The 21490-nt window shown below is 68.2% G+C and carries 22 protein-coding genes and 1 pseudogene; 10 read left to right on the top strand and 13 right to left on the bottom strand.

Features of this window, described 5'->3' with window-relative positions:
- Positions 1 to 11 precede the first annotated feature (11 nt).
- The 5 genes and pseudogenes from SK854_RS27540 to SK854_RS27520 form a co-directional block, all read right to left on the bottom strand.
- A complete protein-coding gene (locus SK854_RS27540; RefSeq protein ID WP_319978012.1) occupies positions 12 to 542 on the bottom strand; it encodes a DUF742 domain-containing protein in 531 nt (176 codons plus the stop codon).
- The gene (locus tag SK854_RS27535; protein WP_319978011.1) at positions 539 to 937 is read right to left on the bottom strand and encodes a roadblock/LC7 domain-containing protein; all 399 of its coding nucleotides are present in this window, start codon (positions 935 to 937) and stop codon (positions 539 to 541) included. Before SK854_RS27535 ends, SK854_RS27540 begins: the two co-directional genes overlap by 4 nt.
- Positions 934 to 3024, bottom strand: coding sequence for a sensor histidine kinase (locus tag SK854_RS27530; protein ID WP_319978010.1), 2091 nt, complete (start codon positions 3022 to 3024; stop codon positions 934 to 936). Before SK854_RS27530 ends, SK854_RS27535 begins: the two co-directional genes overlap by 4 nt.
- A complete protein-coding gene (locus SK854_RS27525) occupies positions 3024 to 3149 on the bottom strand; it encodes an MFS transporter small subunit (RefSeq protein WP_319978009.1) in 126 nt (41 codons plus the stop codon). Before SK854_RS27525 ends, SK854_RS27530 begins: the two co-directional genes overlap by 1 nt.
- Positions 3150 to 3286: 137 nt before the next feature.
- Positions 3287 to 4603, bottom strand: a pseudogene (locus tag SK854_RS27520) (OFA family MFS transporter); the annotation flags it as partial.
- Positions 4604 to 4898: 295 nt separating this feature from the next.
- On the opposite strand from SK854_RS27520, the gene SK854_RS27515 reads away from it, so the two are divergent.
- On the top strand, positions 4899 to 5315 hold the full coding sequence (locus SK854_RS27515) for a DUF485 domain-containing protein (RefSeq protein WP_093598522.1): 417 nt from the start codon (positions 4899 to 4901) through the stop codon (positions 5313 to 5315).
- 3 nt (positions 5316 to 5318) lie between these two features.
- Complete coding sequence (locus SK854_RS27510) at positions 5319 to 6899, top strand: solute symporter family protein (protein WP_319978007.1); 1581 nt, start codon at positions 5319 to 5321, stop codon at positions 6897 to 6899.
- A gap of 130 nt (positions 6900 to 7029) precedes the next feature.
- On the opposite strand, the gene SK854_RS27505 is transcribed toward SK854_RS27510, so the two are convergent.
- Genes SK854_RS27505 through SK854_RS27495 form a run of 3 tightly spaced genes read right to left on the bottom strand, consistent with a single transcriptional unit; the run spans position 7030 to position 9553 of the window.
- Positions 7030 to 7680 (bottom strand): response regulator transcription factor, encoded by a 651-nt coding sequence (locus SK854_RS27505; protein ID WP_319978006.1) that lies wholly within the window; start codon positions 7678 to 7680, stop codon positions 7030 to 7032.
- Entirely contained in the window at positions 7677 to 9056 is a 1380-nt protein-coding gene (locus tag SK854_RS27500) for a sensor histidine kinase (RefSeq protein ID WP_319978005.1), read from the bottom strand. The genes SK854_RS27505 and SK854_RS27500 overlap by 4 nt, the downstream gene beginning before the upstream one ends.
- A gap of 8 nt (positions 9057 to 9064) precedes the next feature.
- Positions 9065 to 9553, bottom strand: a complete 489-nt coding sequence (locus SK854_RS27495) for a phosphatase PAP2 family protein (RefSeq protein ID WP_319978004.1) — start codon at positions 9551 to 9553, stop codon at positions 9065 to 9067.
- Between the two features lie 376 nt (positions 9554 to 9929).
- Between SK854_RS27495 and SK854_RS27490 the strand changes: the two genes are divergently transcribed.
- From SK854_RS27490 to SK854_RS27465, 6 genes are read left to right on the top strand one after another with little or no spacing between them, the layout of a single operon-like run.
- On the top strand, positions 9930 to 11747 hold the full coding sequence (locus SK854_RS27490; protein WP_319978003.1) for a hypothetical protein: 1818 nt from the start codon (positions 9930 to 9932) through the stop codon (positions 11745 to 11747).
- Entirely contained in the window at positions 11747 to 13345 is a 1599-nt protein-coding gene (locus SK854_RS27485) for a hypothetical protein (RefSeq protein WP_319978002.1), read from the top strand. The genes SK854_RS27490 and SK854_RS27485 overlap by 1 nt, the downstream gene beginning before the upstream one ends.
- Positions 13346 to 13354: 9 nt before the next feature.
- On the top strand, positions 13355 to 13495 hold the full coding sequence (locus SK854_RS27480) for a hypothetical protein (RefSeq protein WP_319978001.1): 141 nt from the start codon (positions 13355 to 13357) through the stop codon (positions 13493 to 13495).
- Between the two features lie 26 nt (positions 13496 to 13521).
- Positions 13522 to 13725, top strand: coding sequence for a hypothetical protein (locus tag SK854_RS27475; protein WP_319978000.1), 204 nt, complete (start codon positions 13522 to 13524; stop codon positions 13723 to 13725).
- 19 nt (positions 13726 to 13744) lie between these two features.
- Complete coding sequence (locus SK854_RS27470; RefSeq protein WP_319977999.1) at positions 13745 to 14983, top strand: YeeE/YedE family protein; 1239 nt, start codon at positions 13745 to 13747, stop codon at positions 14981 to 14983.
- The gene (locus tag SK854_RS27465) at positions 14983 to 16104 is read left to right on the top strand and encodes an MFS transporter (protein ID WP_319977998.1); all 1122 of its coding nucleotides are present in this window, start codon (positions 14983 to 14985) and stop codon (positions 16102 to 16104) included. Before SK854_RS27470 ends, SK854_RS27465 begins: the two co-directional genes overlap by 1 nt.
- Here the strand turns inward: SK854_RS27465 and SK854_RS27460 are convergent.
- A complete protein-coding gene (locus SK854_RS27460; protein WP_319977997.1) occupies positions 16035 to 16604 on the bottom strand; it encodes a DinB family protein in 570 nt (189 codons plus the stop codon). The genes SK854_RS27465 and SK854_RS27460 overlap by 70 nt on opposite strands.
- 10 nt (positions 16605 to 16614) lie before the next feature.
- On the bottom strand, positions 16615 to 17331 hold the full coding sequence (locus SK854_RS27455; protein WP_319977996.1) for a hypothetical protein: 717 nt from the start codon (positions 17329 to 17331) through the stop codon (positions 16615 to 16617).
- 195 nt (positions 17332 to 17526) lie between these two features.
- On the opposite strand from SK854_RS27455, the gene SK854_RS27450 reads away from it, so the two are divergent.
- Entirely contained in the window at positions 17527 to 18045 is a 519-nt protein-coding gene (locus SK854_RS27450; RefSeq protein ID WP_319977995.1) for a DinB family protein, read from the top strand.
- Here SK854_RS27450 and SK854_RS27445 read toward each other — a convergent pair whose 3' ends face one another.
- Positions 18046 to 19620, bottom strand: a complete 1575-nt coding sequence (locus SK854_RS27445) for an alkaline phosphatase family protein (RefSeq protein ID WP_319978197.1) — start codon at positions 19618 to 19620, stop codon at positions 18046 to 18048. It lies immediately after the preceding gene.
- Here SK854_RS27445 and SK854_RS27440 point away from each other — a divergent pair.
- Entirely contained in the window at positions 19598 to 20359 is a 762-nt protein-coding gene (locus SK854_RS27440) for a RibD family protein (RefSeq protein WP_319977994.1), read from the top strand. The two genes, SK854_RS27445 and SK854_RS27440, sit on opposite strands and share 23 nt — an antisense overlap.
- Here SK854_RS27440 and SK854_RS27435 read toward each other — a convergent pair.
- Together SK854_RS27435 and SK854_RS27430 are read right to left on the bottom strand one after the other, a co-directional pair.
- Positions 20349 to 20750 (bottom strand): DoxX family protein, encoded by a 402-nt coding sequence (locus SK854_RS27435; protein WP_319977993.1) that lies wholly within the window; start codon positions 20748 to 20750, stop codon positions 20349 to 20351. The two genes, SK854_RS27440 and SK854_RS27435, sit on opposite strands and share 11 nt — an antisense overlap.
- The gene (locus SK854_RS27430) at positions 20743 to 21477 is read right to left on the bottom strand and encodes a CDP-alcohol phosphatidyltransferase family protein (protein ID WP_319977992.1); all 735 of its coding nucleotides are present in this window, start codon (positions 21475 to 21477) and stop codon (positions 20743 to 20745) included. The genes SK854_RS27435 and SK854_RS27430 overlap by 8 nt, the downstream gene beginning before the upstream one ends.
- Between the last annotated feature and the right edge of the window lie 13 nt (positions 21478 to 21490).

Raw genomic sequence — 21490 nt, 5'->3', positions numbered from 1 at the left:
GTCCCTGAGGGCTAGAGCCTGCGCAGTCCTGCCAGCACGCGTTCGAGCAGCAGCCCGTCCGGCCGATCGCCGCCGTAGGACGACGCCGTCCGGTGCACGTCGATCAGCCCGTGCCCGGCCATGTCGCCGAGCAGCACCTTGGTGACGCCCAGCGGCAGTCCGCGCAGGGCGGCGATCTCCGCCACCGACCGCGGCTGCGAGCACAGTGCCAGCACGTCCTGGTGCTCCGGGCGCACGGCGGTGGCCGAGAACTCGTTCACCGAGACCAGGGTCTCGATCTCCAGGTGCACGTCGGACGTGGTGCGGCCGCCGGTCCACGCGTACGCGCGCACGATCGACGACGACGTGTCGACGCCGTCCTCGATCGACGGCAGCGGCGGGACCGGTTCGAACGGCGCCGTGGCGTACGGGTCCGGCTGCTCCGGCGGCGGTTCCGGCGCACGCTGCGCCTTCTTGCCGCGCTTGCGGATCCGTTCGCTGTCGAAGCTGAAACCGCTGATCAGGTCGCCGAAGTTGACCTGATCGTCAGGCTCTCTGCTCATGCCAGCTCTGCCCGCAGTTCCGGCGTGAGCAGCTGGCCCACCTGCCGCACGACCACGGTCATCTCGTACGCGATCTGCGCGACGTCCGCGGAGGACGACGCCAGCACCGCGAGGACCGAGCCGTCGCTGATCGCCGACAGCAGCATCACGCCCCGGTCCATCTGCACGACGGTGCGCACGACCGACTCCCCGGCGAAGCACTTCGACGCGGAGTCGGCCAGCGAGACCACGCCCGCCACGATCGCCGCGAACTGCGGTGCGACCTGCTCGGGCAGCTTCGAGGACGAGATCAACACCAAGCCGTCGGCCGAGATCACCACGGCGTGCTCGATGCCTGGCGTGCGTTCGGCGAAGTTGGTGACCAGCCAGCCGAACTGGTCAACCTGCGTGCTCATCGACTCTCCTGGTGGTCGGGAAGGCCGCGCTGCACACCGCGCTGGAAGGCGTCGAGGAAGCCTCGGGCCGATTCCGGCGTCTGACGTGCGGGTGCGGGGGGAGGCGGCGGTACGGCGGCCGGACTCGTCTGCTGGAACCACGATGCCTGCTGCCGTTCGATCGTCTCCCCTCGGAAAGACTCCCAGGACTCTTCCCGCCTTGGTGCCAGTTCGGCCGGAACCAACACGATCGCGCGAGTCCCTTGGCCCTGTTTGGCGTCCAGACGTACCACGATCTGGTGGCGTGCCGCGAGTCTGCCGACGACGAAAAGTCCCATTTCGCGGAACACCTGGATGTCGACGCCCTCCCCCGCGGCCTCCAGGCGCTCGTTCACGCCGGCCAGTGCCTCGGGGTCGATGCCGATGCCGTGGTCGACCACGTCGATCTGCACGATGTCGCCAGCCTCGATGGACGCGCTGATCGAGACCTGGGTGTGCGGCGGCGAGAAAGCCGTCGCGTTGTCGAGAAGTTCGGCCAGCAGCCGGACCAGGTCGCTCGCCACGTAACCGACGACCTCGGCGTTCGGCGCCGTGTGCACCATGACCCGCTGGTACTGCTCGATCTCCGCGGCCGCCGCGCGCAGCACGTCGGTGAGCGGGATCGGCTTGTGGAACCGCCGCGCCACGTCGCCGCCGGAGAGCACCATCAGGTTCTCGTTGTTGCGGCGCATGCGGGTGGCGAGGTGGTCGAGCTTGAAGAGGTTCGCGAGCTGGTCCGGGTCCTCCTCGTACTTCTCCAGCTCCTCCATCAGCTTGAGCTGGCGTTCGACGAGACTCTGGCTGCGCCGCGACAGGTTCACGAAGATGTTGCGCATGTTCGCGCGCATGCCGGCCTGCTCGATGACCGACTTGACGGCCTGCTGGTGCACCTCGTCGAACGCGCGCGCCACCTGGCCGAACTCCTCGGTGGTGTCCACCGGCACGCGTTCGATCTCGGTGCTGCCGCGGCCGGTGGCGACCATCTCGGGCAGCTTTTCCCAGGCCACGTCGAGCGCGGAGCGGCGCAGGGCGTTCAGCGAACGCAGCAGGTAGCGGCCGACGACGAACCCGATGGTGGCGGCCAGGATGAGGCTGGCGAACAGGATCGCGGACGCCGTTCCGGCCGCGTCACTGCTCTCGTCGCGCAGGCGGTTCGCGGTGTCGCGCAGGTCGGTCTGCAGACCCTGCACCACGCCGTCCATCGACGTCACGACGGCGCCCGACGCCTTGGTCCAGTCCGCCGCCGCGATCGGCAACGGCCTGGGCCTGTTGTTGCCCGTGTTGGTGCCCGTGTTCGGGGCGTCCGAGGTCGGGTGCAGCACCGCGGCGGCCAGCATCGTGCGCTGGGCCTCGATGTCCGGGCCGTTGAAGTTCTTGCCGTACGTCTTGAGCTGGTCCGGGGTCGCGAGCGCGGCGAACTCGCCGGCGATGTAGCCGAGCTTGACGTTCGACTCGACCAGCGCCCGCACCTCGGCGGTCGTCAGCTGACCGCGGGTGAGCCCGGACAGCACGACCGCCTGCTGGTAGAGGACCTGGTCCCGCACGTGCACCACGTGGTGCAGGCCCATCGCCGTGCGCAGCAGCGCGGCGTCGCCGAACTCGCTGGCGATCACCTCGTCGACGTCCAGCAACGACTCGCTGAGCTCGCTGTACGTCTTGATCACGGCGGGGACGTCGTCGGTCCGCTCCCGCAACGCCGCCAGGTCGCCGATCCTGCCCTGCACGTCGTTCATGCGGGCGGTCACGACCTCGCCGAGCGAGGTCTTCGCGATCTCGTCCCGCAACGCCGCGCGGGCGTCGTCGGTGCGCTTGGTCTGGTCGGCGAGGAGCTGCGGGCCGGCACCTTCGGCGACGATCCGCCGTTCCGCCTGCACGCCCTCGATCACGGGGATCAGGGCGGCGCGGACCTTCACCAGTCGCTGGAGCGCCGCGTAGGACTCGGCACGATCAATCTGTGAATTGATCTGCAGTACGCCGGAGCCCACCGCGATGGTGACCGGAACGATCAACACCGCGGCGAGCTTCACCGGCAGGCGCCAGTTGCGCCAGTTGACGAGCGCGTTGAACATCAGACGAAGAGCTTGGCCGCGTTCAGGAAGAGCCTGTACAGGCCGTAGGCGAGCGGCAGGCCCACCCACAGCCACGCACCGATCAGCAGCAACGTGCTCGACCGGTTCTCCAGGGGTGCGCTCACTTCTTCACCACGCCTTCCGCGTCTTCCTTGTCAACAGCCGTCTCGGCAGCGTCGGCGGCCTCGGCTTCGTTCCACTTGGCGACCGTGGCCTCGTCGTCGTCCTTGGACGAGGGCTTCCCGGTCTCCTCGACGGCCTTCGGCTCGTGGAACTTCGGGTCGACCGGGCGGATCAACTCGTTCGCGACGAAACCGACGACCAGCAGCGCGATCATGATGTAGAACGACGTCGCGTACAAGTCAGGACCGACGTGCCCGGCCTTCTTGCCCGCGTCCGCGATGGCGTTGACGATCAGCGGCCCGAGCACGCCCGCCACCGACCACGCGGTCAGCAGGCGACCGTGGATCGCACCGACCTGGTAGGTGCCGAACAGGTCGCGCAGGTACGCCGGGACGGTCGCGAAGCCCGCGCCGTAGAACGACAGGATCACCATCGCCGCGATCACGAACAGCGGGGTGCTGGTCGAGCCGACGGTCAGCAGCACCAGGTAGAGCAGTGCGCCGACGCCGAGGTAGAGGCGGTAGATGTTCTTGCGGCCCACGATGTCCGAAGTGGACGACCAGATGAACCGGCCCGCCATGTTCGCGGCGGAGAGCAGCGCGACGAAACCGGTGGCGGCGGTCGCGGCCACGGGCGTCGAGGACTCCTTGAAGAAGTCGACCAGCATCGGCGCGGCCTTCTCCAGGATGCCGATGCCCGCGGTGACGTTGAAGCACAGCACGACCCAGAGCAGCCAGAACTGCGGCGTCTTGATCGCGTTGTTCGCCGAGACGTTGAAGCCGACGGTGGCCTTCGGCTTGTCCTTGAGCAGTGCTTCCTTCTCCGCCGTGAACTCCTTGGAGGGCAGGCGGATCAGCAGCACGCCGACGCTCATGAAGACCGCGTAGGCGATGCCGTGCACGAGGAAGGCCTTGCCGATGCCCGACGTCGAGGTGGCGCCGAACGCCGTCAGCATCGAGGTCGACCACGGCGACGCGATCAACGCACCGCCGCCGAAGCCCATGATCGCGATGCCGGTCGCCATGCCCGGCCGGTCGGGGAACCACTTGATCAGCGTGGACACCGGCGAGATGTAGCCGATGCCGAGACCGATGCCGCCGACGAGGCCGTAGCCCAGGACGACGACCCAGTACTGACCGGCCCACACGCCGACCGCCGAGATCAGCAGACCGGAGCAGAAGGCGATCAGGGACATCAGCATGGCCCAGCGCGGGCCCCTGCGCTCGACCGTCGTGCCGAGCACCGCGGCGGAGAGCCCGAGCATCACAATGCCGAGCTGGAACGGCAGCGCGGACTGCGTTCCGGTGATGCCGAGAGTTTTCTCCAGCGGAGTCTTGAAGACGCTCCAGGCGTAGGCCTGACCAATGGAGAGATGAATCGCCAGTGCTGCGGGCGGAACGAGCCAGCGGTTCCATCCGGGAGGCGCGACCTGACGTTCGCGCGCTAAGAACCCCACTTTATCCCCAACCGTCACCAATACGCGGACCGATCGATCCTAGGCCAGGTGCACACGTGCGACAACGGGCTTGACCAAGGCTTCAGGTGTTGCACACGACGCAACCTCGGACACTCCTCTTGAGACAAAGCCCGGGACGTACCATTTGAGACGAATGGCGTCCGGTTTACAGTCCGGTTTCAGTCCGATGACTGCCCGGCATTGGTCCGGTTTCGTCCGTTTCCGGGAGATCCGCGACGTTGACTGCACACGTGAGAGCGCTACAGTGGGCGCCGCACACGAGGGGCAGGGGTACATGACCAAGGCGATGAGGTCGCCTGGCGAAGCGCAGCACGAGTACCGGGAAATCCGGGGTTTCGCGTCGTTCGACGACCCCGAGACTTTGTCGTACGTCGATTCCGACGGCAACCCGAAGTTCGAGCTGATTCGGCAGACCGATGAATTCCGCGTCCTGCGCCGACGGCTCACGACGTTCATCTTCCCGATGACCGCGCTTTTCCTCTCGTCCTACCTGACCTTCGTACTGCTGTCCGCGTACGCGAAAGACTTCGTCAGCACCAAGGTGATCGGGGTGATCAACCTCGGGATCCTGCTGGGCCTCGGACAGTTTGTGACTTCGATCATCATCACGCTCGGTTATGCCCGTTACGCAAAGCGACGGCTTGACCCGCAGCGTCAATTGCTCGCAGAGATGACAGGCGTCGAGGAGTAAGGCATGCCCACCACCGGCAACCCGGTGCTGAACCTCAGCGTCTTCGCGGTGTTCGTCCTGATCACCCTTTACATCGTCTACCGCTTCAGCAGCCGGAACGTGACGGCGTCGGACTACTACGCCGCCGGCAGCTCGTTCACCGGCGCCCAGAACGGCGTGGCGCTGTCCGGTGACTTCCTGTCCGCCGCGTCGTTCCTCGGCATCTCCGGCGGTATCGCGGCGCACGGCTACGACGGGTTCCTCTACTCCGTCGGCTGGGTCGTCGCGTGGCTCGTCGGCCTGCTGCTGATCGCGGAGGGCCTGCGCAACACCGGCCGCTTCACCGTCGGAGACGTGCTGGCGTTCCGGATGAGGCAGCGCCCGGTGCGTGCCGCCGCCGCGAACGCGACGCTGGTGATCTCGTTCTTCTACATGATCGCGCAGATGGCGGGCGCCGGCGGCCTGATCGCGTTGCTGCTCAACGTGACCTCGAAGTGGGGCCAGGCGATCCTGATCGCGCTGGTCGGCATGGTCATGGTGCTCTACGTGCTGCTGGGCGGCATGAAGGGCACGACCTGGGTGCAGATCATCAAGGCCGTCCTGCTGCTGCTCTGCGTGACGCTGATGAGCGTGTTCCTGCTGGGCAAGTTCGGTTTCAGCCTGTCGGCGATCATGCAGCAGGCCACCGAGAACAACAAGCTCGGCGAAGCGGTGCTGGACCCCGGCGCGAAGTACGGCTTCAGCGCCATGTCCAAACTGGACTTCGTCTCGCTGGCGTTGTCGCTGGTGCTGGGCATCGCGTCTCTTCCGCACGTGCTGATGCGCTTCTACACCGTGCCGAACGCCTCCGAGGCCCGTCGCTCGGTCGTGTGGGCGACCTGGACGATGGTCATCTTCTACCTGTGCACGCTGGTGATCGGCTTCGGCGCGATGGCACTGGTCGGCACGGACAAGATCGCCGCGGCACCGGGTGGCGAGAACTCGGCGGCACCGCTGCTCGCGTTCGAGATCGGGGGCGCGGTGCTGCTCGGCATCGTGTCCGCCGTCGCGTTCGCCACGATCCTCGCGGTCGTCGCGGGCCTGACCCTGGCGGCCTCCGCCTCGTTCGCCCACGACGTCTACGCGAACGTGATCAAGCGCGGCAACGCCGAGCCGCGCAGGGAGATCAGGGTCGCCCGGCTGACGGCGGTCGTCGTCGGCATCCTGTCGATCATCGGCGGTATCGCGGCGAACGGGCAGAACGTCGCGTTCCTCGTGTCGCTGGCGCTCGCGCTGGCCGCCTCGGCGAACCTGTCGACGATCCTCTACACGATCTTCTGGCGGCGCTTCAACACCACCGGCACGCTGTGGAGCATCTACGGCGGCCTGGGCTCGTGCCTGACGCTGATCATCTTCTCGCCGGTGATGTCCGGCGCGAAGACGTCGATCTTCCCGGACATCGACTTCGCGTGGTTCCCGCTCGGCAACCCCGGCCTGGTGTCGATCCCGTTCTCGTTCCTGTGCGGGTTCCTCGCCACGATCTTCTCGAAGCGCGAGCCGGAGATGACCGCCAAGGCAGCGGAGATGGAGGTGCGGGCGATCTCCGGCATCGGCGCCCGCACCTGATTCACCCCGCGTGGTCAGGCAGTTCGACGCCGTTGATCGCGCGGTCGACGACGGTCCGGAGTGTACGGTGACCTGCGGCACATGCGAGTGATTTCGCTTGTGCCGCAAGAACATTCAACCCACATCGGACTTATCCGGCTGGGATGATCCCGGACTCGTGGGCGATGATCGCCGCCTGCACCCGGTTCTTGACGCCGAGCTGGCGGAAGATCGTGCTGACGTAGACCTTCACGGTGCCCTCGACGACGTGGATGCGGGCCGCGATCTCCGCGTTGGACAGGCCGGCGCCGACCAGGCCGAGCACCTCGCGTTCCCGTGCCGTGAGCACCTCGATCCGTTGCGTCGCAAGCGGTCGCGGGTGTGCGCGGGACAGCTGGTCCACCACTCGCTTGGCCACCACGGGAGACAGGAACGCGCCGCCGCTCGCGACCGCGCGGACGCCGGAGATGATCTCCTGCGGGTCGCCGGTCTTCAGCACGAACCCGGCCGCGCCCTCCCCCAGCGCCCGGCTGATGTACGCGTCGTCCGCGAACGTCGTCAGCACCAGCGTCTTCGTGCCCGGATGACACTCGCGGATCACCTTGGCCGCGTCCAGCCCGTCGAACACGGGCATGCGGATGTCGAGCACGGCGACGTCGGGCCGGTGCCGGGCGACGAGGTCGATCGCCTCGCTGCCGTTGCACGCCTCGGCGACCACCTCGACGTCCCCGGCGGTCGCGAGCACGGCCTTCACGCCGAACCTGACCACCGGTTCGTCGTCCGCGAGCACGACCCTGATCAACCGCTCCTCCTGGCGAGCCACTGCTTGGACACGAGCCGATCATCCCGGAAGCACAGCTGGTGCAGGTCGTGGCGGTCGCCGTCGAACGGGTTGGGGTGCGTGCTGTAGTAGCGGCACTCGGTGCCGGGCGGCGCGGTGACGCCGAGCGGGTTGTCGACGCGGGTGCGCAGCGGCAGATCCATGTCGTCCTCGTTCTGCCCGAGTTGTGCCCGTTCGAACTGCTGGGGTGTGAGAACGGACGTCACCGCGTCGAACACCATGTAGCCCGGCACACCGATCGCGATGCCGACGCACACGACCGATGTGATCAGCACGGTCCTGCGAGCGCTCTTGCGGAGTTCTTTCTCCGTGCGTTCGCGACGCACGTGCGTGGGTGTGTTCCGCGCACGCGGACGTTCCGGGAGCTTCGCCCTGACCTCGAACCCGCCGTCGTCCGAGGGCGCCGCCTCGAACCAGCCGCCGACCAGCGCGACGCGTTCGGCCAGGCCCACCAGTCCCTTGCCGCTGCCGACCGCGTGGGTCTTCGGCGCCGGGCCGTTCGTGATCCGCAGTTCGAGGTTCGCGGTGAGCTGGATGGTGACCTTCGCGCCGGGTGCGTGCTTGATCACGTTCGTCAGCGCTTCGGCGGTCACCCGGTGCACGGTCCGCGCGATGATCCCGTCGATCGGCGCGGTGCGGCCGTTGGTGAGCTCGACGTCGATTCCGCTCCTGGCAACGACTTCCTCGATCGTCGCGACGGGTTCGTCCTCGTCGGCCCGGAGCACCTGCATGACGTCGGCCAGCCGTTCCGCGGCGGCGGTGACGCTGGCGCGGGCCGTCTTGGCTGCCTCGCGTTGTTGTGCGGTGAGCGTGGGTTCCAGCTCCAGCGCACCGGTCAGCAGCGCGGCCCGTGCGAGTTCGTGGCCCACCAGGTCGTGCATCTCGCCCGCGAGCCGGGCCCGTTCGGCGTTGCGAGCGTTGTCGACGTCCCGTTCCAGCAAGGAGGCGAGCTCCCAGCCGACCTCCCGCAGTTCCCAGTACCGGCGGCGGAACCGGCCGATCGCCCACGGGATGACGCCGAGCACCCCGACGCCGGAGGTCACGGCGAGCGCGGTGTCGGAGCCGCCGCGCTCGGTCAGCGCCACGACGACGCCGGCGATCTCGGCGACGGTCAGGGCGATCGCGCCCGGCCGCGGATCCGGGGCGTGGCGTCCGGCGAGAAAGCTGACCAGCGCCAGCGCGGGAGCGAGCGCGACCACCCTGACGTCGAACTCCACGCTGACCAGGTAGCAGACGAGCCAGGCTCCCAGCGCGATCCCGAGAGCCACCGCGGGCCTGTTGCGCACCAGGAAGAAAGCCGCGCCGAACAGGACCAGGTAGAGCAGGACCTCCCACACGGCACCCATCATCGCAGTCGCTGCATCACCACGGTCGGCGCGTCGGCGTTGGTCACCGCCCTGCGCTGCCGCTTCTCCAGCAGCACCGCGATCCCCCACGACACCAACGCTCCAAGGGCCAGCCCGGCCATGACGTCGTGTACATAGTGGACACCCACGATGACCCGCGACGACGCCGCCGCGATCGCGCACACGGCCGCGACCCAGCCATAAGTCCGGTGCAGCGCCCAGATCGCCATCGCGGACGAGCCGGCGATCACCGAGTGGTTGCTGGGGAACGACCAGTCGCCCGGCTCCGGGCACTCCGCGATCGACGGCCGCGTCCGGCAGGGCCTGTCCTCCTGCACGATCAGCTTGACGACCTCGCTGATCGCGTAGGCCACCACCACACCGGCGCCGGCGAGGAACGCCCGCAGCCTGTGCTTGAACCACAGCAACAGAAACATCAACGCGAACACACCGAGCACCGCGTCGGTGCCCACAGTCAGCCAAGTCACCCAGCCGAACCTACGAAGGCCGTGGCTTGAGCGCCCCTGCCGTTCGGAACCGAGTACCCCTAACTTTCGACAAGGAATGCGTCAGCACAAATAGCAATACAAAATGGAAACTTCGGTCACCGAGATAGTCCCTGGACCGATATTCAATCGCTCCCATACTTTGGTCACCGAATTGACAACACAGGGTGACTATCGAGATCCTCAGCGTCATGTGCACCGCTGTCGTCCTGGTAGGACGCCTCCACGTGGACCTGGGTCACCAGGCCAGCGCACTCTGTCGCTCCTTCTGAGCACCCTTCCCCCGCCTGACCGCTGCTTTCCGCGCACCGCCGGAAAACGGTGAATTCGGCATGCCCAAAACAAGGAGAACAACGCAATGCGATGGCGAAAAACCCTGGCCGGAGCCGCTGTCGCGGTACTCGCGGCCGGCGTCGTCACGGCGAGCGGGGACAACTCCCCCGCTTATGCCGATGTGCAGACGTTCGTGGACAGCAAGACCGCGTCGGACGGCAAGCAGTACTGGGTGAAGAACCACCTCACCCCGCAGGCACAAACGCGCGACAGCAGTGGCGAACGGAAGAAGTGGCTTCTCGTCTGGGCTGGAGACGAGAACATCGCGGACACGCTCGTCAAGGACCTCAAGAATCTGCCGGGATCGCTGACCGGAGGCCTCGGCAAGGTCACCAACGCGCTGCCGGGGCCTGACTTCCTCGCGGTCATCGACGCGACGGAGGGCTCGCCCGACTACGGCAAGGTCGTGAACACCGCGACCGTCGGACCCTTGGTCGAGAACGAGCCGCACCACATGCAGTACGTGTGGCACAAGGGCGACACGATCTACGCGGGCGCGCTGTTCGCGGCGGCCACCTACGCGTTCGACGTGAGCGCGCTCCCCCAGTTGAAGCTCAAGGGCATCAGCCTGCCGACGAACACGCTCGGCGGCTCTGTTCCGGACGCCTACTGGACGTTGAAGGACGGCACGGCCTACGGCACCTACATGGGCGGCCCCGTGGTGCCCGGTCCGTACGTCTACGCCAACGGGCAGACGGTGGTGGGCAACGGTTTCGCCGGCTCGCCCGGCTCGTTGGTGCGGTTCGACCAGACCGGCAAGGTGCTCTCCCAGGTGTCGGCGGCGACGCCTCAGGGCGACGATCCGAAGCTGTGCGCGAACCTGCCACGCCTCGGCGCCCCGTCGTGTGCGAACCCGCACGGCATCCAGGCCCGTGAGGACCTGAACATCCTGGTGACCTCGGACTACGCCGAGCCCCGCAACATCATTCTCGACCCGGTCAAGGCGCCCTCGCCCTACCTGCGTCGCCCGACGGTGCGCACGTGGGACATCTCCGACCGGAACAACCCGGAGCTCAAGGCCGTGAGCTACCTGCAGAACGGTCCCCGTTCCGATCCCGCCGACCCGCTGCACCAGGAGAGCCGCGCGGTCATGGAGACGACGGTGACGAACCTACCCGGTCACAAGGGCGCGTTCGCCCAGACCATGCAGGGCGGCGCGGTGCACTACACGCCGGACATCACGGCGGCCGAGCCGCACTGGTACGAGGTGTTCGACGACGGATCGGCCGGCAAGGCGATCCACGCGGGCAACGACTCGAACGGCGGCGGTTCGAACGGCGGGTGGATCCAGACCTCGCCCGACGACGAGTACCTCTACCGCGCCATTTCCGGGCGGGGCAAGGGCGCGCTCGGCCCGAACGACCCCGGCACCACCGGTGGCGTGTACGTGCTGAACATCGAGAAGCTGCTGGCGGCGGGTACTTCGTTCCAGTGCCGCATCGACACGCTGGCCGAGGCGCAGAACGGTGGCTCCGAGGCCGACTGCCCGTCGCTCGCGGGTGCCGTCCCGATCAACCCCGGCACGCCCGCCGCGGGTCCGCACTGGGGCGCGTACGACAACTTCGAGCTCGGCTCCGACGGCTTCTACCGCGAGATCACCTCGCCGAAGCGCATCGCGGTGTCGAACTACTTCGTCGCGCGCACCGGTCTCGACGGTGACCACAAGGTCAACGTGGTGAAGATCGGCCCGAACGGCCAGCTCACGCTGGACACGTCGTTCAAGGACGAGTTCTCCGGCCAGGTCGGCGTCAACTTCAACCGCAAGGACTGGCCGCACGGCCCGTTCGGCAACGCGAAGCCGCACTCCGAGCTGTTCGTGGTCGCGGATGCGGACGTGAAGTAATGGATCATCCCCACGGAGGTTTCGACACCGCCGAGGGTGTCTCGGTCTGGGTCGTCGTCGTGCGGCTCGCACTGCTGCTCGTGTCGGCCCTGATCGCGGGCTCCGGTCTCGCGGTCACGGTCCCGAAAGGGGTGAGGGCCGCGAACTTCGCACTCGCGGCGGTCGCTGCCGGGCTCATCACGGTGTCACTCGTGGCGTTCGACGCGCACGTGCTCGGCGCGGTGGCGCATGGGGTGCTGGTGGCCCTTGTGCCGGTGCTGCTGGGCAAACCCGCTGTCCGGTGGGTGGCGGCGGCGCTGACGTTGCTGCTGGTGATCGAGACCTCCGTGGGGGACTCCGGCCTGCTGCTGGTGGCCAACACCGTCTACGTGGCCGGTGCGGTCGCGTGGGTGGCGCTGGCGCTGACTCCGGGCGCTCGTTTCCGGCAGCACGCGCTGTCGCTGGGCGTGGTGCTGGCACTGGCGGGTCTGGTGCGGCTGGTGTCGTCCGGGCTCGCGTTCGACCGCCGGATCTACGAGACGGTGCTCGGCCTCGGGCTGGTGGTCGTGGTACTGCTTCCGTTGGCAGCGCTGGGGATTCGCCGGTGCGGAACTCTTGCGGTCGTGGCCTCCCTGCTCGCCTGGAGCGGGCTGGCCGCGATCCCCTCGCCGCAGGAGCTCCCGATTCCCGGCGTTCCGGTGCTGGCGTCGGCGGGTGGCGTTCCAGTGCTGATCAGCCCGCACCGGCCCGGCCCGAACCTGGTGCACTTCCCGTCCGGGAACCACCGGGTGAAGGTCGGCGACGGGCCGGAGATCGCGGCCGTGCCGTCGGCGGGCGCGGACGGCACGTGGGCGCTGGTCGACCTGCCGGCCGGGCGTGGCGAGATCAGGGTGAACGACGACTTCGGGGTCTCGTTCGACACCGGGACCGCGCCTGGACCGGCGGCGGACGTCGAGTGCGCTTCCGCGGCGCTCGGTGGTCTGGCGAGCGGACGGCGGGACGTGCTCACGTCGTGCCCGGCCGATGAACTGTCCACTGAGGACGCGGACTCGCTGACGAAGCTGGTGACGTTCCTGAAGAACAAGGGTGTCACCAGTGTCAAGCTCGTCGAGGACGGCACGCCGCGCGGCGTTCGGGCCGCCGCGCTGGTGCGTTCTTCGTTGCCGGTAAGTGATTCCGGCGACGCGCTCGTGGTGCTGTCCGGTTGGTCGGACGGGTACAGGGCGTTGTCCCGGGCGGGCGTCGAGCAGGCGGAAAGCCCGGTCCACCCGCACGGCCTGTACGTCGCACCGTGGTTGCTGACGGCCCCCATCGCGACCTCGGTGACCACGTTGGCCGTGCCTCTGCGGTTCGACCCGCGCGAACAACTGCCGATCGGCTACGCGATCGAAGTCGGCAACGAGTTCGGCGGCACGAATCCGACGCCTGCGGGGTTCCGGTCGTGGCTGGGCGGTCGGTCCGCCGGCGACCAGGTGCAGATCTACGCGGTCGCGCAGGTGACCGCGATGCCGATGGGACCGGGCGAGGCGCACGGTCCCGGCATGCCCATGCAGGAAGAGCTGGCGGGGCAATGGGTCCCGAAAGCCACCGTCGTACCGGTCAGTCCGGTGCTGTCGTGAAGGAGAGAGATGGCGACGCAGTTCCTCACCGAGTCCGTGCCGATCTGGGTCCTGCCCGGACTCGACCTGGGCTCCGTGCTCGACCCGGCGATCGGCGTTCCCGCCGCTCTGGCACCGATCTTCGAACTGCTCAAGTTCGTCGGCGGCTGATTTTTCCCTCCAGGAAAGGAAGTTCCATGAAGAAGATCGTTGCGGCGGCCGTGCTCAGCGGCGCCGTGCTCGCCGGTTTCGCCTCGCCCGCGCTCGCCGACCCGGTGGTCGTGGACAAGCCGGACACCAGTGACCTCAACAACAAGTGGACGACCGCGCCGCTCGGCGTGCCGATCTTCGGCCTGATCGAGTCCGTGGTCAAGGCGCCCAACTTCATCATCCCCAACTAGTCCCGTTCAGGAGTTCCCGGTGACGACGCAGTACTTCCCGACATCGTGCGCGGCCCCGGTCCCCTCTCCGGAGGAACCGGTCCGCACCGTCCCGCTGGTCGTCGCCGGGCTCCTGGCGGTCGGCCTGACCTGGTTCGTGTGGGCCTCCTACGGCGCGAAGCAGGGCGTGCTGCTCGCGCTCGGCCTGGCGCTGGGCCTCGCGTTGTTCCACTCCCGCTTCGGTTTCACCTCGGCGTGGCGGCAGCTGATCGCCGTCGGCAACGGCGCCGGACTGCGCGCTCACACCGTGCTGCTCGGCACGGCGGCCACGCTGATCGCGTTGATCATCTCGACCGGCTCCGGCCTGTTCGGGTCGGTGCCCAAGGCGGTGGGCAATCCCCTGGGCCTGGCGTTGCTGGTGGGCGCGGTGTTGTTCGCGATCGGCATGCAACTCGGCGGGGCCTGTGCTTCGGGCACGTTGTTCGCGGTCGGGTCCGGGCAGTCGACGATCGTGCTGACGCTGTTCGGTTTCATCGCCGGGTCCGTGCTCTACACCTGGGCGTTCCCGCTGTTCGACGGCTGGCCCGCACTTCCGGCCGTGGTGCTGTCGGAGCACGTCGGCTGGTGGGGTTCGTGGCTGATCACGATCGCGGCGCTCACGGCCATCTTCTTCGTGACGCGGCTGGTGCAGGCCCGTCGCAACCCACCGCCCGCCGACGTGGTGCCGACCGCACGTGGGCTGGCACGGATCGTTCGCGGCTCCTGGCCACTGCTGGTCGGCGCGGTGGTGCTGGGCGTGCTGGCGGCGGCGGTGTTCCTGGTGTCCGGTGGCATCTGGGGCGTCACGTTCGCGTTCGCGCTGTGGGGCGCGAAGGTCGTGCAGCTGCTCGGGCTGCACCCGGAGGCGTGGGAGTTCTGGCAGACGCCGGCCAACGCCAAGGCGCTCGCCGCTCCGATCTGGACGGACAAGACGTCGCTGACCAACATCGGCATCATGATCGGCGCCGCCATCGCTGCGGCGGCGGCCGGAGCGTGGAAGATTCACAGCAGCATCCCGTGGCGGACGGCGCTCGCGGCCGTGCTGGGAGGTGTGCTGATGGGCATCGGGGCTCGGCTCGCCGGTGGCTGCAACATCGGCGCGTACCTCGGCGGCATCTCCGTCGGGTCGCTGCACGGGTGGCTGTGGGGCGTGTTCGCGCTGGGCGGCACGTGGATCGGGCTGAGGCTGCGGCCGTTGTTCGGGCTCGCGAACCCTCAGCCGAGCGACTCGGTCTGCTGATGAGACGGGCGGCCATCGCACTCGTCCAGGTCCTCGGCCTGGCCGTGTGGTTCTCGATGTCCGCCGTCGTTCCTTCCCTGCGGGTCGAGTGGGGCATCAGCGCGGGCGCGGCGGTGTGGCTGACCGCGTCCGTGCAGCTCGGGTTCGTCGTCGGCGCGGTCGGGGCCACGGTGCTCAACCTGGCCGACCGCGTCCGCCCGCACCTGCTGATCGCGTGCTGTTCGGCGGCCGGTGCGGCGTTCACGCTGGTGCTCGGGCTGTTCGTGAACGGACTGGCCGCCGCGATCCCGTTGCGGTTCCTGACCGGGGTGGCGCTCGCGGGCGTCTACCCGGTGGGCATGAAGCTGATGGCGTCCTGGTCGGAGACCCGCACCCGCGGCCGTGCCCTGGGCGTGCTGATCGGGGCGCTGACCCTGGGGTCGGCGCTCCCCCACGTGTTCGGGCGGCTGCCGTGGCGCGAGGTGCTCGTCGCTGCCGCGCTGATCGCGTTTCTCGGTGCCGTGGTCGCGCTTGCGTTCGTGCGGCCGGGGCCGTTCGTGAGTGGAACGACCGCGCAGCTCAACCCGCGTTATGCCGTGCAGATGTTCCGCGAGCGCAAGCCTCGGCTGGTGAACCTCGGCTACTTCGGCCACATGTGGGAGCTGTACGCGCTGTGGACGTGGCTGCCGACGTTCCTGCTGAGCTCGGGGGAACCCGTCGGCCTCACCGTGTTCCTGACGATGGGCGTGGCGGGGTTCGCCGGCTGTCTCGCAGGCGGCTGGGCGGCGGACAGGTTCGGCCGCGCGCCCGCCGCCGTCGGCGCTCTCACGGTGAGCGGGCTCTGCTGCCTGCTCTCGCCGCTGGCCTGGGGAACGCCGTTGCTGATCGCGTTCTGCGCGGTGTGGGGCGCCTCGGTGATCGCGGACTCCGGGGTGTTCTCGGCGTCGCTGAGCGAGGTCGCCGACCCGCGCTACGTCGGTACGGCCCTCACCGCGCTGACCGCCGTCGGGTTCGGGCTGACGGTGGTCAGCATCCAGCTCGTTCCACTGCTCGCCGAGGTCGTGACCTGGCGTTACGCGTTCCTGCTGCTCGTGCCCGGCCCGGTGATCGGCGCACTCGCCATGCTCAGGACCAGGTCGTAGTAGCCGTCGGGGTTGTCCGCGCCGGATCGCCCATCGATGAGCTCCCGCACGACGTCGCAGTGCCCGGCGTGCTGCGCGGTCTCCGCCGTGACGCGGACGAGCAGGTGCCCGAACGTCGTCCGCCGCTTGTGCTCCGGCCACCACTCGACCGATGCCGGTGAGTCCAGCGGCAACCGCGCGATCGACTCGTCGGAGTGCTTCCAGGCCTGGCGGTACAGGTCGACGAGGTGCTCGCGGGTCTCGGTGGGCTTGGCCCACATGTCGCCGTTCTCCCAGACCGACTTGTCCTCGACCCACGGCAGCGTGACCGGAGCCGGGCGGCCCGCGCTCGCGCCGAGGTAGCCGAACTCGATGCCGATCAGGTGCTTCACCAGGCCGAGCAGGTTGGTGCCGCTGGGCACGAGCGGGCGCCTGATGTCGTACTCGCCCAGTCCGTCCAAAGAGGACACGATCGAGTCGCGGGAAGCCTGCAGGTAGCGCTGGAGGTCCTCGGCAATCATGACCTCGACCCTAACGCTGCACGGCGACGACTTCCTTCGGTTTCGCCACGGTCTCCTGTGGAGGCCGCAGCACGTCCGGTGCGGTGCCCCACTGGCTGTAGACGGCGGTGAGACGCGCGTGCTGCCTGTCGGGTGACGGCATGCTCTGCTCGACCCGGACCACCCGGTTCTCGTCGTCCACCTCGACGACGAGCCGGACGTCGCCGTTCGCGTAACCGCCTGAGTGCGGCACTCCACCCGCGCTGAACACGTACCGGCCGCCGTCCCGTTCGGTGAGGCGGAGCGTGTCGCGGTCGATGTCGCCGAACAGGTTGCCGGGGTGGTAGTCCTGCGTGGCCATCGACAGGTCGCTGGAGTACGGCCCCACCCAGGGCGCGTCGTTGAGTCCCATGCTGGTGAACGTCTTCCCCGGTGGCATGGTGAGCCCGCTGTGCTGCAGGTAGCCGTCGTCTCCCACGGTCACCCAGCGGTAGTCGGTGGTGCGGTATCTCGTCTCGACGTGCGCGGTCACGTCTCCCTGCGTCGTGGCGCCGGCGCTGCCGACGTGCTGCACGCCCGCGTAAGCCCGCCGGCGCGGGTCCTTGCCCTCGACCTCGATCCTGACGTCGAACCGCACCGACCCCTGCTTCTGGGCGATCTGCCGCCACTCCTTGAGCAGGGCCACCGGGTCCGCGGGCGTCGTCGAGCAGGCGGTCAGCACGAGAAGCAGGGACAGGGCCAGACGCATGGCGCGAGTCTGGTCGATCTCCGGTACCGAACATCTCACTTTCGACGGATTCACGGACAGTGACCACAGGTCAGGCGCGAACCGCTTGAACGGCGCTCAAGTTTCGCTAGAGCGGCCGTTCGTCTAGGACACAAGCTGACCTCAAGTGGTCCTAGAGTCCTTCATGTCGGGACAAACGAGCGAAGGACAGAAGCGATGACCACCACCGAGATCCTCACCGGCGAGCGCGCGGACCTGCTCGAGACCCTCAAGCAGCACCGCTGGTTCCTGACGTTCACCGCTCAGGGTCTGAGCGACGAGCAGGCGGCGTCGAGCCCGACGGCCAGCGCGCTGAGCATCGGCGGTCTGATCAAGCACGTCGCGTCGGTCGAGGAGAGCTGGGTCAAGTTCATCGAGCAGGGCACCTCGGCGATGGAGACCGACCCCGAGTCGACGGACTACGAGAACCACGAGGCGAACTTCCGGATGGAGCCGGGCGAGACGCTGGAGAGCATCATCGCCCGCTACAACGAGGTCGCGGCCTACACCGACAAGCTGGTCGAGACGGTCGACATGGACCTCTCCCACGCGCTGCCGGCCGCCCCGTGGTTCCCCGAGGGCAAGACGTGGTCGGCGCGGCGCGTGTTCGTGCACATCGTCGCCGAGACCTCGCAGCACGCGGGCCACGCGGACATCATCCGCGAGACGATCGACGGTCAGAAGACGATGGGCTGATCACGCCTTGGGCGGGCTGAAGGTCGAGAGGAACTGGTCCCGGAAGTCGCTCATCCGCGACACCGGGGCCGACCCTCCCGGCTTGATCCCGTCGTCCCACTTCCAGTCCTGGACCTCGGCCATCACGGCCGGGTCCTTGGCGACGATGGTGATCGGCACGTCCCGCGACGCTCCTTCGCCGGTCACCATCTGCGCGGGCTGGTGGTCGCCGAGGAACACCATCACCAGGTTCTCGTCGCCGTACTTCTCGATGTAGGAGAGCACGGACTCCAGCGAGTACGAGATGGAGTGCGAGTAGTCGGCGCGCACGGCCGCCGGGTCACGGCCGAAGATCGACTCCGGCGGGTCGTTCGAGGCGGGCATGGTCGAGTAGATCGAGCCGTCGCCCAGCTTGTCCCACTCCACGGAGTCCGGCGTCGGTGACCACGGCGCGTGCGAGGACACCATCGGGATGGCCGCCATCACCGGGCCATGGGCCTTCGAGCGCTCGTTGCGTTGGAACGACTCCAAGGTGAACTGGTCAGGTGTCGTCGCGTAGCCGAAGCGCGGGCCCTTGTAACCGAGGTCCTGGGCGGCGTAGATCTGGTTGTAGTGGAAGAAGTCGCCTTCCGGCCACGCCTGTGTGATGCCGGGGACGACACCGACCGAGCGCCACGACGACTCGCGGAACGCCCTCGGCAGCGTCAGCCGGTCGGAGGCCACGAGGTTGCGGTAGCGCTGCTGGTTGTCGATCCACAGCCCGGACAGCAACGTCGCCTGCGCCATCCAGCTGCCACCGCCCGCGGTCGGCGAGGTCAGGTAGGCGGAACGAGCCGAGTAGCCGGCCGCCTTCAATCGATCATTGCCCTGAGCCAGCTTCGACGCGACGTCCGGCATGTCGAGGGCGGACTTGCCGTAGCTCTCCACGAACGTGAAGACGACGTCCTTGCCCTGCAACGAGGACAGCAGCCCGGGATGCCCGCGGAAGGCGTCGACCGAGGCCTCCGCCGCGAACACCTCCTTGTCGTTCAGACCGGCCTGCACGCGGCGGGCGTGATCCACCAGCGACGTGGCGGCGGCGTCCGAGTAGACCGGGACTCCGGGGACGGCAAGCGAAACACAGGCGACCGCGAGCAGAGCCACCGCGCGGATCGCGATCGGGCGCCGTCCGGCTGCCACGGAACCGAGGCGCTGCACCGAGATCGCGGCGACGAACACGATTCCGGCGACCAGCGCGACCGCGAGACCGACGGCGAGGACGGAGGCGAAACGGCCGAACGTCACGTCCACGAAGTCGATGGCGGGTACCAGCAGCGGCCAGTCCAGCACGAGGTCGAACGGCCGGTACAGCACCATGTCGAAGCCGATGTCCATGATCTTCACGACCGTGAACAGGCCCAGCGCGACGCCGCCGATGACGGCCGCGGGCTTGCGGAACCGGTCTGGCAGCAGCACCAGCACCAGCACGCCGATGAGGCCTTCGAGCGGCACCCGCAGGAACGCCTCGAAGGAGAACTTCTCGAGGTCGCTCGGTGCGATGAGCACGAACAACACGAACAGTCCTGCCAGGACCGTGACCGTCCGCCGCAGCAACATCCTCACCGAGATTCCCCTTTCCGGACCCTATGAGGTAAACGCGGCACAGCCCGCGAACGGTTCAACTGCCCTATCATCGGATCCCGTGACCCGCCCGCACGTTCTGCTGAGCGTCGCCGTCAGCCTCGACGGCCACATCGACGATCGCGGCACCGAGAGGTTTCCGCTTTCCAACGACGAGGACTTCGATCACGTCGACCGGATGCGCGCGGAGTCGGACGCGATTCTGGCCGGGGCCGAGACGTTGCGCCGCGACAACGCGCGACTGCTCGTCTACAGCGACGAACGACGCGCACGGAGAATAGCGGACGGCAAACCCGAGTTCCCGTTGCGAGTCACCGTCACCCGAAGTGGCCAACTGGATCCTGACCTGCGGTTCTGGCACTGCGGCGGCGAACGTCTGGTCTACTCGAAGACCGCGGAGACCACGGTCGGGCACCTCGCCGAAACGAAGACCTTCAGTGATTTCTCAGAAATCCTGGACGATCTCGGCGCACGAGGCGTGAGAAAGCTCATGGTCGAAGGCGGTACGAGCATTCACACGGCGTTCCTCGAAGCCGGGCTGGCCGACGAGATCCGGGTGGCGGTGGCACCGATGCTGATCGGACAGGCGACGGCCCCGCGTTTCGTGAATCCCGCCGAATTCCCCGGTGGACCGGCACGCCGATTCCACCTGGAGGACGTCACGAAAGTCGGGGACGTCGCGGTGCTCCGCTACTTCCCGAAAGTCACTTCCTGACGAGCTTGACCACGCCGAAGATCTGTTCACGGCGGTAGACCGCGATCACCAGCGCCCACACCATGAAGATCAGCGGCATCATCGCGTCGTCGAAGCCGCCGTTGGTGACCAGGGTCAGCTCGGTCAGTGCCGCGCCGGCCATGATGCCCGCGAGCCCCAGCGCCGCGAGGCCGCAGATGGGCGGGATGAGCAGGCCGATCGCGGTGCCGATCTCCAGCACGCCGGTGAAGTACCGGAACCACTGACCGAGGCCGATGTCGTCGAACTTGGCGACGAACGAGTCGGTGAACAACGCGTAGCCGTTCATCACGAACTGCACGGCGAGCGCGATCTGCAGGATCCAGACGACGATGTTGCCGATCTTCGCCGCTGTCGAGGTCTGCTCAGACATGGCGGGATTCTCCCACCGCGACAGCGGCGTTGGTCCACAGCCAGAGCACATCGCGACCGAACGACCACACCAATGACGCCAGCGCGAGACCGACGAGGACGCCCGCGTACGGCAGCAGGCCCGAGGCCGCGACGACGAGGAAGATCCCTTGGACCGCGGCCACGACCTTGCGGGCGTAGCTGGCCGGCAGCGGCGCGTTCATCCAGCGCAGACGCCAGGAAGCAGCCACGAACACGTAACGCATGAGGCCGATCGCGAGCACCCACGGACCCATGTGCACGGCGACGTACGCGCTGAGCACGAGGATCAGGAACGCGTCGACCTCCATGTCGAACCGGGCGCCCAGCGCGGTCGAGGTGCCCGTGCGGCGAGCGACCTGACCATCCACCCAGTCGAGTGACAACGCGACGGCCGCCAGCGTCACGACCAGCGCGACCGGCACGTCCTGCCCGGCGCGGTCGGCGACCAGGGCGGTGACCGCGCCGACCATCAGGCCGCGGGCCAGCGTGACCCGGTCAGCCGGTCCCAACGCCGAGGTGCGGTGGCGTTGCATGCCGTAGCCGAGGAACGCCCACGTGGCGAACCCGTAGGCCAGACCGGCGGCCCAGCCGAGCGGCCCGAGACCGGTTGTGGCAGCGACCACGCCCAGCGCGAGGACCTGAAGTCCCGCCCAGATGGCAGGCTCCCGGAGGACGGGAGCCGTCCTGGTGTGCTGAAGTGTGATCATCAGGTGCCCCTAA

Source organism: Lentzea sokolovensis (assembly GCF_033949975.1).
In the GTDB taxonomy this organism is placed as follows: Bacteria; Actinomycetota; Actinomycetes; order Mycobacteriales; family Pseudonocardiaceae; genus Lentzea; species Lentzea sokolovensis.
This window is presented reverse-complemented; position numbering and strand designations above follow the sequence as displayed.

What these genes read in the sequence shown, in the direction of transcription:
- SK854_RS27480 (WP_319978001.1), top strand. Translation starts at nt 13,355, where the DNA reads ATGGCGACGCAGTTCCTCACCGAGTCCGTGCCGATCTGGGTCCTGCCC.
- SK854_RS27540 (WP_319978012.1), bottom strand. Translation starts at nt 542, where the DNA reads ATGAGCAGAGAGCCTGACGATCAGGTCAACTTCGGCGACCTGATCAGC.
- SK854_RS27445 (WP_319978197.1), bottom strand. Translation starts at nt 19,620, where the DNA reads ATGTTGCTGCGGCGGACGGTCACGGTCCTGGCAGGACTGTTCGTGTTG.
- SK854_RS27490 (WP_319978003.1), top strand. Translation starts at nt 9,930, where the DNA reads ATGCGATGGCGAAAAACCCTGGCCGGAGCCGCTGTCGCGGTACTCGCG.
- SK854_RS27430 (WP_319977992.1), bottom strand. Translation starts at nt 21,477, where the DNA reads ATGATCACACTTCAGCACACCAGGACGGCTCCCGTCCTCCGGGAGCCT.
- SK854_RS27450 (WP_319977995.1), top strand. Translation starts at nt 17,527, where the DNA reads ATGACCACCACCGAGATCCTCACCGGCGAGCGCGCGGACCTGCTCGAG.
- SK854_RS27515 (WP_093598522.1), top strand. Translation starts at nt 4,899, where the DNA reads ATGACCAAGGCGATGAGGTCGCCTGGCGAAGCGCAGCACGAGTACCGG.
- SK854_RS27465 (WP_319977998.1), top strand. Translation starts at nt 14,983, where the DNA reads ATGAGACGGGCGGCCATCGCACTCGTCCAGGTCCTCGGCCTGGCCGTG.
- SK854_RS27475 (WP_319978000.1), top strand. Translation starts at nt 13,522, where the DNA reads ATGAAGAAGATCGTTGCGGCGGCCGTGCTCAGCGGCGCCGTGCTCGCC.
- SK854_RS27530 (WP_319978010.1), bottom strand. Translation starts at nt 3,024, where the DNA reads ATGTTCAACGCGCTCGTCAACTGGCGCAACTGGCGCCTGCCGGTGAAG.
- SK854_RS27535 (WP_319978011.1), bottom strand. Translation starts at nt 937, where the DNA reads ATGAGCACGCAGGTTGACCAGTTCGGCTGGCTGGTCACCAACTTCGCC.
- SK854_RS27510 (WP_319978007.1), top strand. Translation starts at nt 5,319, where the DNA reads ATGCCCACCACCGGCAACCCGGTGCTGAACCTCAGCGTCTTCGCGGTG.
- SK854_RS27435 (WP_319977993.1), bottom strand. Translation starts at nt 20,750, where the DNA reads ATGTCTGAGCAGACCTCGACAGCGGCGAAGATCGGCAACATCGTCGTC.
- SK854_RS27485 (WP_319978002.1), top strand. Translation starts at nt 11,747, where the DNA reads ATGGATCATCCCCACGGAGGTTTCGACACCGCCGAGGGTGTCTCGGTC.
- SK854_RS27460 (WP_319977997.1), bottom strand. Translation starts at nt 16,604, where the DNA reads ATGATTGCCGAGGACCTCCAGCGCTACCTGCAGGCTTCCCGCGACTCG.
- SK854_RS27455 (WP_319977996.1), bottom strand. Translation starts at nt 17,331, where the DNA reads ATGCGTCTGGCCCTGTCCCTGCTTCTCGTGCTGACCGCCTGCTCGACG.